12 protein-coding genes, 1 tRNA gene and 1 pseudogene are annotated in these 12,504 nt (G+C 65.2%); 6 read left to right on the forward strand and 8 right to left on the reverse strand.

The window, feature by feature from the left end; genetic code table 11:
• Nucleotides 1–14: 14 nt before the first annotated feature.
• The 7 genes and pseudogenes from H7J73_RS20330 to H7J73_RS20360 form a co-directional block, all read right to left on the reverse strand.
• A complete protein-coding gene (locus tag H7J73_RS20330) occupies nt 15–530 on the reverse strand; it encodes an MBOE_33420 family protein (RefSeq protein ID WP_264069434.1) in 516 nt (171 codons plus the stop codon).
• 112 nt (nt 531–642) lie between these two features.
• Nucleotides 643–1,062, reverse strand: coding sequence for a (R)-mandelonitrile lyase (locus H7J73_RS20335; protein WP_264069435.1), 420 nt, complete (start codon nt 1,060–1,062; stop codon nt 643–645).
• 299 nt (nt 1,063–1,361) lie between these two features.
• A pseudogene (locus tag H7J73_RS20340) lies at nt 1,362–1,558 on the reverse strand (TetR/AcrR family transcriptional regulator); the annotation flags it as partial.
• A 284-nt stretch (nt 1,559–1,842) separates the two neighbouring features.
• Complete coding sequence (dmpG, locus tag H7J73_RS20345; protein WP_264069436.1) at nt 1,843–2,853, reverse strand: 4-hydroxy-2-oxovalerate aldolase; 1,011 nt, start codon at nt 2,851–2,853, stop codon at nt 1,843–1,845.
• Nucleotides 2,850–3,806 carry an acetaldehyde dehydrogenase (acetylating) gene (locus tag H7J73_RS20350; protein WP_264069437.1) on the reverse strand — a complete coding sequence of 319 codons (957 nt, stop codon included), beginning with the start codon at nt 3,804–3,806 and terminating at the stop codon, nt 2,850–2,852. Before H7J73_RS20350 ends, dmpG begins: the two co-directional genes overlap by 4 nt.
• Nucleotides 3,807–3,823: 17 nt before the next feature.
• Nucleotides 3,824–4,603 (reverse strand): 2-keto-4-pentenoate hydratase, encoded by a 780-nt coding sequence (locus H7J73_RS20355; RefSeq protein ID WP_264069438.1) that lies wholly within the window; start codon nt 4,601–4,603, stop codon nt 3,824–3,826.
• Nucleotides 4,596–5,231, reverse strand: coding sequence for a TetR/AcrR family transcriptional regulator (locus H7J73_RS20360; RefSeq protein ID WP_264069439.1), 636 nt, complete (start codon nt 5,229–5,231; stop codon nt 4,596–4,598). Before H7J73_RS20360 ends, H7J73_RS20355 begins: the two co-directional genes overlap by 8 nt.
• Nucleotides 5,232–5,340: 109 nt before the next feature.
• On the opposite strand from H7J73_RS20360, the gene H7J73_RS20365 reads away from it, so the two are divergent.
• From H7J73_RS20365 to H7J73_RS20380, 4 genes are read left to right on the forward strand one after another with little or no spacing between them, the layout of a single operon-like run.
• Nucleotides 5,341–6,939, forward strand: coding sequence for a bifunctional 3-(3-hydroxy-phenyl)propionate/3-hydroxycinnamic acid hydroxylase (locus H7J73_RS20365; RefSeq protein WP_264069440.1), 1,599 nt, complete (start codon nt 5,341–5,343; stop codon nt 6,937–6,939).
• Nucleotides 6,936–7,790, forward strand: a complete 855-nt coding sequence (locus H7J73_RS20370; RefSeq protein WP_264069441.1) for an alpha/beta fold hydrolase — start codon at nt 6,936–6,938, stop codon at nt 7,788–7,790. The genes H7J73_RS20365 and H7J73_RS20370 overlap by 4 nt, the downstream gene beginning before the upstream one ends.
• Entirely contained in the window at nt 7,787–8,779 is a 993-nt protein-coding gene (locus H7J73_RS20375) for a VOC family protein (RefSeq protein WP_264069442.1), read from the forward strand. The genes H7J73_RS20370 and H7J73_RS20375 overlap by 4 nt, the downstream gene beginning before the upstream one ends.
• 14 nt (nt 8,780–8,793) lie before the next feature.
• On the forward strand, nt 8,794–9,822 hold the full coding sequence (locus H7J73_RS20380) for an amidohydrolase family protein (RefSeq protein WP_264069444.1): 1,029 nt from the start codon (nt 8,794–8,796) through the stop codon (nt 9,820–9,822).
• A gap of 15 nt (nt 9,823–9,837) precedes the next feature.
• Here H7J73_RS20380 and H7J73_RS20385 read toward each other — a convergent pair.
• Nucleotides 9,838–9,911: transfer RNA gene (locus tag H7J73_RS20385), tRNA-Gly, on the reverse strand.
• A gap of 146 nt (nt 9,912–10,057) precedes the next feature.
• Here H7J73_RS20385 and dcd point away from each other — a divergent pair.
• Both dcd and H7J73_RS20395 read left to right on the forward strand, forming a co-directional pair.
• Nucleotides 10,058–10,630 (forward strand): dCTP deaminase, encoded by a 573-nt coding sequence (dcd, locus tag H7J73_RS20390; RefSeq protein WP_264069445.1) that lies wholly within the window; start codon nt 10,058–10,060, stop codon nt 10,628–10,630.
• A 193-nt stretch (nt 10,631–10,823) separates the two neighbouring features.
• Nucleotides 10,824–12,494, forward strand: a complete 1,671-nt coding sequence (locus H7J73_RS20395; RefSeq protein WP_435405541.1) for a DUF7159 family protein — start codon at nt 10,824–10,826, stop codon at nt 12,492–12,494.
• Nucleotides 12,495–12,504: the final 10 nt, after the last annotated feature.

Consider the following 12,504-nt stretch of genomic DNA (forward strand, 5'->3'; position numbering starts at 1 on the left):
CTAGACCAAGGCTGTTATCGCACTGGTGGGTCGACGGGGGTCAGGGCTATCGGCACCCAGTGGGTCCCCGGCCCCTCGCCTGGGCAGCCGGCTCCGTCCACGGTCAGGGTCCGTTCTCCGACGAAGCTGCCGTCAGGATTCGGGATGAGAAAGTCCGAGCGGGTGGACTTCATCGCGCTGGCTGGGTTGCTGCGATCGCAGAAGTAGGGGTATTCGCCGCTGGTTTCCCAACGATCGTTGTTCCATCGGTACTCGAAAACCGCGGGAGCGCCTGGGTTGCGGACCTGGTCGTCCGCGTTGTCCCAGCGCGGAACGCAGCCGTTCACGTCGCAGTGAGTGGTGAATTGGACGGGAAAGGCGATCGGGTCCATCGGTGTGGGCGTGCCGTTGAACGTCTGCTTCGAGAAGTCGATGACAACGTTGTAGTAGCCGTAGAGCGGGGGTGGCTCGGCGCGGTCGGCATGAGCGCTTGGCGGAACGATCACCACAGCACATGCGAGAGCAATACCGATCGGCAGGGGCTTCACCATCCGGCAGGCATAACACCTTTTTGGGTGCGCGTTGGTGGAATGCTCTGTGCCGGTGGAGGCCGCTAGCCGGGAAACAGTTCGTCGTGGTTGCGCTGGGCGGCCTCACTGATGCTCACAGCTCGACTCCGTCCGGGACGCGGTACTCGTCGTCGGTGACGTGCTCACCCCACTGCGTTTCGAGCTGCCCGGATGTGGGGTCCGGAGCCTCCCACATCGCGAGGTGTGTCATGAAGTGAGTGGGAGCCGCTCCGTGCCAATGCCATTCGCCGGGTGGCGTGTACACCGTGTCGCCGCGTCGCATCACCACGACCTCGCCACCACGCGACTGCACCAATCCGATGCCGTCGGTGACATGCAGCGTCTGCCCGCAAGCGTGGGTGTGCCAGGCAGTGCGGGCGCACGGGGCGAACCGGACCGTGTTGACACGCAGCCGCGACGGTTCCTCACCCCTGGCGATGACATCGAAGTACACATCGCCGGTGAACATCTCGGAGGGGCCCTTGGCGGACGGGCCCGGGGGGATCTTCTGCATGGCCATTCCTCATCTGCTTGGTGCGGAGCCAGCTGAGCGACTCAACACTCAGTCAACCTGCGGTTGTGCTGTGGCGCCAGTGCCTGACGTTCCAGGTATCGGCAGTACCCCCTACGGGGCCGGTGGCAACGTCGGGCAACGGCAACACCGTGGTGAATCTCTGGGGCGAATCTGGTTGCGTTGCGTTCGCCCTTTGTCCGTGGCTCGAATCCAGAGCGGAACAACGACTTCGGGCCAGTTGCGGCGAGCACCATGTCGCCGAGGACATCGCCGAAGCCAGGTTCGTGCCCGCCCAGCGTTCATCGGGTGTCTTCCTGGACCATCTGGACCGCGCTGTCGAACACGGCGCGCGCATGCAGTTCGAACAGCGCGATCAGGTCGACGTTGTCGCCGCCGATTTCCTTGGCGATGAACAGTCCGTCGGCGGCTGAGCTAGGGCGTAGGTGGTCAGCTGATGAACCTGGGCATCGGTGAGCCCGGGGGTCAGGGTACGAATGCAGCCGGATGAGATCGGGCGAATCTTGCATTGGTCGCTGCTCTACATGGAGCCGATGACGGGAATCGAACCCGCGTATTCAGCTTGGGAAGTGGATCCGAGGGGATTTCGCGAACCTTGGCGCGTTCGTCGAGGGCTGTTTAGCTGCGGAAATCGTTCGTGACCGTTCGTGCTGGGCCGAGCCCATCTCGTTGAGTTGTGACACGCTCATTACAGGCTGTGGCGTCACTGTCCGCTGTCCTCCGCTGGGTCGAAGTGCGCGCTCTGACGGCGGCTGAAGTTCGTCAGGGCGCGGCTATCAGTTCGAGCGCGATGTCGATGAGCATGTCTTCTTGGCCGCCGACCATTCCACGCCGGCCGGCTTCTTCGAGCAGGGTGCGAGCGTCGACGTCGTAGCGGGCGGCGGCGGTTTCGGCGTGGCGCAGGAAGCTGGAGTACACACCGGCGTAACCCAGGGTCAGCGTTTCCCGATCAACGCGGACCGGCCTGTCCTGCAGGGGGCGGACCAGATCATCGGCGGCGTCCTCCAGGGCATGCAGGTCGCATCCGTGGTGCCAGCCGAGCTTGGTGGCCGCGGCAATGAACACTTCCAGCGGGGCGTTGCCCGCACCTGCACCCATCCCGGTCAATGAGGCATCAACTCGGTTGGCTCCGTGCTCAACTGCGACGATCGAGTTGGCGACGCCTAGGGAAAGATTGTGGTGGGCGTGGATGCCGATCTCGGTCGTTACTTCGAGGGTTTGGCGCAGCGCGTCCACCCGGTCGGCGATCTGGTTCATCGTCATTGCGCCGCCGGAGTCCACGACGTAGACGCACGTGGCGCCGTAGGACTCCATGAGCTTGGCTTGTTCGGCCAGTGCCGGGGGCGTGGTCAGGTGGCTCATCATGAGAAATCCGACGGTGTCCATGCCGAGGTCGCGGGCGGCGGCGATGTGTTGGGCGGAAATGTCGGCTTCTGTGCAGTGGGTAGCGACCCGCACGACGGTGGCACCGGCGCGGTGGGCGTCTGTGAGGTTGTGCACGCTGCCGATTCCCGGCAGCAGCAAGGTGGCGACCTTGGCGTGGGTCATCACCTCGGCGACGGCCTCGATCCATTCCACGTCGGTGTGGGCGCCGAACCCGTAGACGCAGCTCGATCCAGCCAGTCCGTCGCCGTGGGCGACTTCGACGGAGTCCACGCCGGCGGCGTCCAGCGCGGCGGCGATGCTGGCCATCTGCTGGAGTGTGTATTGGTGGCGGACGGCGTGCATGCCGTCGCGCAGGGTGACGTCGCTGATGTAGAGGCGCTGAGTCATAGTGTGGCTCCCGCATTTTGGGGGAAGTGGGTGGCGATGCGTTCGGCGGTGGCCAGGGCGGCAGAGGTCATGATGTCGAGGTTTCCGGCGTAGGCGGGCAGGTAGTGCGCGGCTCCAGTGACTTCGAGCATCGCGGTGACTCTGGTACCGATGAACGTGCCGGACTCAGGGATTTGCAGCGGGTTGTCGGCGTCGAAAGTCTCGAACTGCACGCGTCGTTTGAGTCGGTAGCCGGGGACGTAGGTGGTGACCTTGACGACCATCTCGTTCACTGCCGTTTCGATCGAGGAGTGGTCGGGTTCGCCTTCGACGAGGCAGTACACGGTGTTGCGCATGAGGATCGGGGGGTCGGCGGGATTGAGGACCATCACGGCCTTGCCGAGCTGGGCCCCGCCTACGGATTGCAGTGCTGCTGAGTTGGTTTCGATGAAGTCGTCGATGTTGGCGCGGGTGCCGGGTCCGGCGGATCTCGATGAGATCGAGGAAACGATCTCTGCGTAGGACACGACGCCGCACTGCGATATGGCGGACACGATGGGCACGGTGGCCTGCCCGCCACAGGTCACCATGTTCAGGTTGGGGGCGTCGAGGTGCTCGTCGAGGTTGACCACCGGCACGCAGTACGGTCCGATCGCGGCGGGCGTCAGGTCGAGCATCCGCACGCCGGTCGTTTCGAGTGTGGCCCAGTTGGTGCGATGCGCGCTGGCAGAAGTGGCATCGAAAACCAGTCGGATATCGCCGAAGTGCGGCATCTTCATCAACCCGTCGACCCCGCCCGCAGTGACGGGGACACCCAACCGCTGGGCGCGGGCCAATCCGTCGGAGTCGGGGTCGATGCCGACCATCGCGACCGCCAGAAGGGGTCCGTCACTTCGCAGAATCTTGATCAGCAGATCGGTGCCGATGTTGCCCGAGCCGATGATGGCCACTGGCCACTTACGCTGTGATGTCATGGTTTTCCTCTAGTGGTCTAGTCGAACCGCAGGGTCACAGAACCTAGGCCGCTGATGGCGGTGGCTGCGACGTCGCCGGGGTGGACGAACGCCGCGGAAGTGAAGGAACCGGACATCACAAACTGTCCTGCGCACAGTTCGGTGTCGTAGTCGGCCAGCGCATTCGCCAGCCAGGCGACCGCGGCGGCCGGATCGCCCATCACGGCATCTCCAGTGCCCGAATCGATCTCATTACCGTTGAGGTGCAGGGTCGCGCGGGCCTGGGGGAGGGCCAAGTCGTCGGTGTAGGAGATCCAGTCGCCGAGGGCGACCGCGCCGGAGCTGGCGTTGTCGGCGACAGTGTCGGCCAAGGTGAGCTTCCAGTCGGCGATTCGGCTGTCAACGATCTCCAGCGCGACCGCCACGGCCTCGGTGGCGGCGTAGACGTCGGCCGCCGTGACCCCGGGGCCGCGCAGCGTCGAGTGCAGCAGGAAGGCGACTTCGGGTTCCACACGTGGGGCGCAGAACCGTTTCGCGTCAACGCTCTGCCTGACCACCATGTCGTCGAGGATGTAACCGAAGTCCGGCTCGTCCACACCGAGCAGGGATTGCATCGGCAAGGAGGTGAGCCCGATCTTGCGTCCGACCAACGTCGATCCGGCGACCAGGTGGCGGCGCAGATTTATCTGCTGCACCGCGTAGGCGCCGCCAACGTCGAGGCCGGGGTAGCTCTCGGTCAGGGGTCGGATCGGTGTGTGGTGTGTGTGGGCGCCCCACAGATCGGCGGCGATCGCATCGATGATCGCGTTGTCAGTCATCGGTGTCCTCACCCGTGAGGCGTACCGCCATGTCGTAGAGCGCGCGGGCATGCAACTCGAAGAGTGCGATCAGGTCGACGCTGTCGCCACCAATCTCCTTTGCGATGAAGAGCCCGTCGGCCCCGGCGATCGCGTACGTGGCGACCTGATCGGCGTGCCCGTCGCTGAGCCCGGGAGCCAGCTCGCGGATCCCGTCAACCAGGATGCGGAACGCCTGGTCGCGCACCTCGATGAACATCGCGCGGGCTCGCGGTTCGACGGGTCGGCGCTCCAGGCCAAGCATGAGACCGAGCCGGATGAAGTCCGGAGAGTCCGCCAACGCCTTCGCAATCTGTGCTGCCGCGCCCGCTAGCCGTTCTCCTGGAGTGCCGGCGTCCGGGAATTGCCACGCCGCAAGCCAGGTGCCGAAGCTGCGTTCGATGACCGCAGCGAGCAGGTCGTCCTTGTCGGTGAAGTGCCAGTAGATCGAGCTGGCCGGTAGTCCGCACTTCTTACTGACCGCGCCGATGCTGGTGCCCTCGTATCCGCGTTCTGCGGCAATTTCGGTGGCGGCGTCCAGGATTCGTTCGCGCGACAGTTCGCCGTCGGCGCGTTTGCGGCGCGGCTTGGGTGCCTTGTCTTCTGCCATCTTCGTTCCCTCGGTCGAACACTTGACTCCGTATCGATCACTACATTACCGTAGTGATCGCTACAGGTGCAAGCCTTCGTGATGAGGGCCGGACTGGATGAGGACTTTCATGAACGACGTTCCTACCTACGACGTAGCGGTGATCGGCTACGGCCCCACCGGAGCCACGGCCGCCAACCTGCTCGGCCAACTGGGCTTGAGGGTGGTGGTGATCGAACGCGATCCGGACGTTTACGGACGGGCCCGCGCTATCTCCACTGATGAAGAGGTACTGCGAGTTTGGCAGTCCGTTGATCTAGCCGACCGACTACAGGCCGACATGCTGCCCGACCGGCCAGTGGCCTTCGTCGACTCCGCTGGGGTGCCGTTCATCGAAACCACCATCACCGCACGCGGATGCGGGCATCCTCCGCAGCAGTTCATCTACCAACCGGCGATCGACCATGTGCTACGTGAAGGAGTAGAGCGGTTCGCCAACGTAGAGGTACTCCTGGAACGGGAATGCTTGCGTACGGCCAATCGCGGCGATCACGTCGAGCTGCTGATCGGCGACTTGAGCACTGATACCATCACCCGAATCCATGCGTCCTACGTAATTGCGGCAGATGGAGGTTCCTCGCCGACGCGCGGTTCACTGGGCATCGGGTACTCCGGTCGGACCTTCGCCGAACGCTGGGTGGTCATCGACACCAAGGTGCTTCAGGAATGGGATGGCCACGATCGCTTGCGGTTTCACTGCAACCCCGACCGACCGACGGTGGACTGCCCGACACCGTTGGGGCATCATCGCTGGGAGTTCCCAGCCCGCGCAGGCCAAGACGAGAAGACCCTGACCTCCGAGGACGCGATATGGGAGGTGCTGCACGAGCAGGGCATCACCGAAGCGCAGGTCCAGATCCTGCGTGCCGTGGTCTACAGTCACCACGTCCGCGTCGCCGACCGCTGGCGCGTCGGACGCGTCTTCCTCGCCGGTGACGCCGCCCACGCCATGCCGCCGTGGATCGGACAGGGCATGTCCGCCGGGGTACGTGATGTAGCCAACCTGTGCTGGAAGCTGGCCGCCGTCCTGCGCGGGCTGGCGCCAGACGCGCTGTTGAATTCCTATGAGGCCGAACGCAAACCGCACGTCACCGAAGTGACCCGCCGCGCCGTGTTCGTCGGCCGGGTGATCACCGAGCGTCGCCGCGGCGTCGTGGCGCTACGCAACCACGTCGTGCGGGCGCTCACCAAGCTTCCCGGCGCTCTGGCACGCGGGCAGAAGCTGTGGTGGATCCCCGACGCGCACTACGACGACGGCTTCTTCGTCGTCGGAGGTCACGACGCCGTCGGCTGGCAGATCCCTCAGCCCTGGGTGATCAATAGTCAGGGCGCAACCAAGCGTCTCGACGACGTCCTCGGCGGGAACTGGACCGTCGTGCATACAGGAGCAATCCCGGCCGGTGCGCACGCTTGGGCGGAGGTTGGGGCGACGGTAATCCGGCTGGTCGGCCCGCACGACGCGACGGTCGGAGACTGTGTACGCGACAGCGGGGCTACCCTCATCGGTTGGATGGCCGAGAAGAGCGCTTCCGCCGTGGTCGTTCGACCCGACGGATTCATCTACGCCGCAACAACTGCCGGCAACTCGCTACCGGCACCGGCCACCGGATTCTCCCCCGCCCCCGTAGCCGCCCCCGTCATCCCGATCTACAACGGAGTCACCGCATGAGCACCACGACCCTGACCGAGAACACCATCACCGTCGGCGGCAAGCAGATCTACTTCGCCGAAACCGGCACCGGCCCCCCGGTAATTCTGCTGCACGGCGGCGGTCCCGGCGCATCCGGCGTCTCCAACTACTCCCGCAACATCGACGCCCTTGCCAAGGACTTCCGCGTCATCGTGCCCGACCTGCCCGGCTACGGCCGCTCCAGCAAGGGCATCGAGGGCAGCGACCCGTTCGGCTGCCTCGCCAATGGAATTCGCGGACTGATGAACCACCTCGGCATCGACACCGCCCGCCTCGTCGGCAACTCCTACGGCGGGGCGTGTGCCCTGCGCCTGGCCTTAGACACCCCCGACCGGGTGGAAAAGATGGTGTTGATGGGACCTGGCGGCATCGGCACCACCCGTGCCCTGCCGACCGCGGGCCTGCAGAGTCTGCTGGCCTACTACAGCGGTGACGGTCCATCGCGGGACAAACTGGAGACGTTTATCCGCGAATACCTCGTCTACGACGGAGATTCGGTGCCCGCTGAGGTCATCGACACCCGCTACCAATCCAGCATCGACCCCGACGTGGTCGCCAACCCGCCCCTGCGCCGGCCCTCCGGGCTGCTCGCGCTGCGGACGCTGTGGCGGATGGACTTCACGCGCGACAACCGCCTAGCCCATCTGCAGACCCCGACCTTGGTGGTGTGGGGCAGCGCCGACAAGGTCAACCGGCCGGCCGGCGGCCGGATGCTCGCGGACACCATGCCAAATTGCGACCTGCTGCTCGCAGCCAATGCCGGGCACTGGGTCCAATGGGAACGCGCCGACTTCTTCAATGACGTGACCCACGCGTTCCTGAGCGCATGAACGTCTTCGGCAAAGCGCACCTCGGGTATCTGGTCATCGAGACCGAGAAGTTCTCGGATTGGCGACGTTTCGGCGAAGACGCCATCGGCATGCACTGCGACGAACTCTCTACCGAACACATGCGGTTCCGCCTGGACGACCACGAATGCCGCTTCCTTCTGCAACGCGGTCCCGCCGAGGACGTCGTCACCATCGGGTGGCACATCGACGATCACAACACCGTCGATGAGATCGTCCGGCGGGTCACCACCGCCGGCATACCCGTCGCCGAAGGCACCGACGAGGAAACTGCACTGCGCGGGGTAGAGCGACTGTTGCGTTTCCCTGGCCCGAAGGGTCTGACACAGGAGGTCTTCACCACGGCGAACACCGCCGCCGCACCGCCACGCATCCGTCATCGCGGGTTCGTCACCGGCTCCGCCGGGATGGGGCACGTGGCGATCACGTCTACCAAACCTGCCCAATTGCACGGGTATTACGACACCGTCTTCGATGCCCGGCTATCGGACTTCATCGACGAGACGATCAGTGGCGTCAAGCTCAAGATCCGGTTTCTACGGGTCAACGAACGCCACCACTCCGTCGCGATCGCCGCCGTGCGCGGCCTACCGGTCAACCCGATCCGCACCCGGGTACAGCACCTGAACATCCAAGCCGCCGAACTCGACGACATGGTCGACTCTTACCAACGTGTGACCGCGTTGGGCTTCGACATGGCCCTGGCCATCGGGCAGCACACCAATGACCGCGAATTGTCCTTCTACGCGATCACCCCGTCGGGCTTCGAATGGGAGGTCGGCTGGAACCCCATCGTCGTCGACGAAACCACCTGGGAACCCACCACCCACCAAGGCATCAGCATCTGGGGCCACACCCCCGTCGGGCAGACCGTCATCGACAAACTCGCCCAGTTCAAGACCGGCGCCCAATCACTCCTGCACCGTGAAGACACGGTGCCCGCACTGGCCGGCACCAGCATCCGCACCTGACGACGAGGACTCCTATGCGTATCGACACCCACCACCACCTCATCCCACCCGATTACCGAAAAGCACTGCAGCGAGCGGGAATCGATGACGCCGGAGGCCGCGCGCTACCGGACTGGAGTCCCGAAGGCTCGTTGCAGACGATGGCCGACCTCGACGTCAGCACTGCCATCTTGTCGGTATCCACACCCGGCACCACGTTCCTGCCCGACACCGCCGACGCAGCCGCGCTGGCCCGCGACCTCAACGACTACACGGCCAGCCTCGTCACCGGCGACCCCGACCGGTTCGGGTTCTTCGCCACCATCCCCATGCCACACATCCAGGAGTCCGTGGCTGAAGTGGTGAGATCGCTCGACGAGTTGCACGCCGACGGCGTCGTCCTGCTGGCCAACAACGCCGGCACCTACCTCGGCCAAGACGGACAGGACGACCTGTTCGCCGCCTTGGACGCCCGATCAGCGGTGGTCTTCATCCACCCCGCCGACCTCCCCGGACCCGTCGTACCCGGGGTCCTACCGTTCGCCGCCGACTTCCTGCTCGACACCACCCGCGCGGCATACCTATTGGTGCGCAACGGAATACGACGCAAATATCCCAATATCCACTTCATCCTCAGCCACGCCGGCGGCTTCGTGCCCTACGCCAGCCACCGCATGGCCGTCGCCATCATGGGTGACACCGGCCGCAGCGCCGCCGACAGCCTCGATGACTTTGCCAGCTTCTATTTCGACACCGCACTGTCCTCCAGCTACGCCGCTCTACCGACTCTGCTGGCCTTCGCCAAACCCGGCCACGTCACCTTCGGCTCTGACTGGCCGTTCGCGCCCATCGCCGCCAGCAAGCTCTTCGCCGCGGGACTGGAAACCTATATCGGAATGGACACCCAAACCCGCATCGACGTCGAACGCGCCAACGCCCTGCGACTTTTCCCCAGACTCGGTACGGCCGCAGCGCCGGCGCCGGCATCAGGATTCGACTGCATCAAGCACTACGCGAGCCGATTCGTCATGCGCGGCCTCACCAGACTCATCAACACGACCTAGTCGGTCAGTTCTATGTGGAGCCGATGACGGGAATCGAACCCGCGTATTCAGCTTGGGAAGCTGATGTTCTGCCATTGAACTACATCGGCGATGGCGCGCAAGAAGGATAGCAATCCTGTTCCGTCGGTGGTGACCGGCCCAAAGCCTCACCCAGGTCCCTGGCTCAGGTCGTCACCATTTGATGACGACCTGACGCAGACACACCCCGTCGAACTCACCTCGATACGCTCGTCGGGTGCTGCTCTCCGATCGCGATATCAGGGCCGAGTTCACCGCTGGCCGACTGGGCATCGAACCCTTCGACGACTCGCTGGTGCAACCGTCGAGTGTGGACGTCCGCCTCGACAGCTTGTTCCGGGTGTTCAACAACACCCGGTACACCCATATCGACCCCGCGAAGCAGCAGGATGAGCTCACCACGCTGGTCGAGCCCGGCGAGGGTGAGCCGTTTGTCCTGCATCCCGGCGAGTTCGTGCTGGGCTCGACGCTGGAGATGTGCACGCTGCCCGATGACCTGGCAGGCCGGCTCGAAGGTAAGTCGTCGTTGGGTCGGCTGGGGCTGCTGACGCACTCGACGGCCGGATTTATCGACCCGGGCTTTTCCGGCCACATCACGTTGGAGCTGTCCAATGTGGCCAACCTGCCGATCACCCTCTGGCCGGGGATGAAGATCGGCCAGCTGTGTCTGCTGCGGCTGACCAGCCCCGCCGAGTATCCCTACGGCAGCGCGGCTGTGGGATCCAAGTACCAAGGTCAGCGCGGCCCGACGCCATCGCGCTCGTATCAGAACTTCATCAAGCTGAGCTAAGGAGTAGCCTCGAACCACCGGGTCTCGGGGGACCCTCACCGCCGCGTGGCACTAGAACTTCATCGGGTTCCAGCTAATAAGGCTTGATGTAACACCGCAGGGTGGAACGACGATGAACAACTAGTTGATCACAGCCGCGGAGCGAGTGCCCGGTGTAAGAACGAGCTGCACAGCAAACTATTTTGGAGGGGCAGTGGAGATCGTACTTGGTGTGTCCATGACCCCAACGACGGTCCGCATGGTGCTGGTCGAAGGCGAAAAAGCCGACGGAGTCACCGTCGACCACGACGTCTTCGAGATCTCTGCCGATGACCAGTCGGCAACCGCGCCAGAACAGGTCATCGCCGCAATTCTCGGGACCAGGGAGAGCGCCGTCGAAGGCGGCCACCGTCTGGTTTCGACGGGTGTCACGTGGCGTGACCATGCGGAGGCCGCCGCACTTCGGAACGCCCTGGTGGCCCGAAACATCGACGACGTGATGTTGGTGTCCGAACTGCACGCCGCGGCAGCGCTGGCGCAGGCAGTCGGTAGCGCGGTCGGCTACGACCGCACCGCGCTGCTGTTCCTCGAGCGTGACACCGCGACGCTGTCGGTCGTCGAGACCGCCGACGGCTCGGTCGTCAAGGTCCAACGCCAGGATCTGCACACCGAGGACGCCGTCGCCGAGTTGGCGGCCATGATCGCCGGTCTGACCGACCTTCCCTCACCGCCGCAGGGCGTTTTCGTTCTCGGATCGGGCATCAGCATCGGTGCCATCAAGCTGCAGCTCGAATCCGCGACGTCCCTGCCGGTGACCGCGCCCGACAGTTCTGAACTCGCACTCGCCCGCGGCGCCGCCCTTGCCAGTGCGAACGCCCCTCTGTTCGAGGCTTCCACGGTCGGCCTGGCCTACGCCAAGGGTGGTGACGGCACCACTGCCGGCGCCTACGCCGCCGGTCTGGCCGCCGCCGATGCCACGCAGGTGGCCGGAGCCGGCTATATGGAGGGCGCACCGGCCCTGGCCTACAGCGCTGTCGACCCCGAATCCGGGGTGTTCCCACAGCTCGACCCCAGCGGAGAGTTCGCTCAGTTCGAACGGGAGGCGCCAGAACCCGCCCAGCAAGAGGGGCGTAAACCGTTCCTGCTGGTCGGAAGCGCCCTGACTTCGATCTTTGTTCTCGGTGTGACAGCTCTGGTCATTTCGCTGGCGGTCAGTATCCGCCCGACCGTCGACCAGCGGCCCAGCCCCGGTGAGAATGTCATCGTCCCGACCCAGGCGCCTGCCGCAGCACCCGCCGCGCCGGCACCCCAAGCTGCGGTCCCAGCTGTCCCGGCGCCTCCGCCGGAGACCATCAAAGCCCCGATGCCCGTCGTGCAGCAGGCGCCGGAACCTCAGGCGCCCCGCACGGTCTACGTCCAGCAGCCGGCCGCCAAGCCGGTGGTCCCCGACGCCCCCGCGCCCGCTCCTGCGCCCGAGGCTCCGGCGCCGGCCCCCGAGCCGGCCGCTCCGCCGGCTGTCGCACCCCCGCCGGACGCGGCGCAGCCCTACGTCCCGCCCGTCTACATTCCGCCGATTCTCCAGCTGCCGCGGATTTTCCAGCCGCCCTGGCAACAGCAACAGCAGCAGCAGCAATACCCGCAGTACCCGCCGCAGCAGCAATACCCGCAGCAGCAATACCCGCAGTATCCGCAGCAGCAGCAACCTGAGGCACCGCAGTGGCCGCAGCAGGGCTCGGGGTCCGGCTACGGACGCGGTGGTTACGGTGACGGCGGTGGTTACGGTGACGGTGGAGGCCGCGGTTCGCAGGACGGCGGCGGTCGTGGTTCCGGCGGCGGAGGCAACAACGGCATCCTGTGGCCGTTGCCGATCTTCGGTGGACACTAGACATCTTCTG

Origin of the sequence: Mycolicibacterium komossense (assembly GCF_025822605.1) — a bacterium.
Lineage (GTDB): Bacteria > Actinomycetota > Actinomycetes > Mycobacteriales > Mycobacteriaceae > Mycobacterium > Mycobacterium komossense.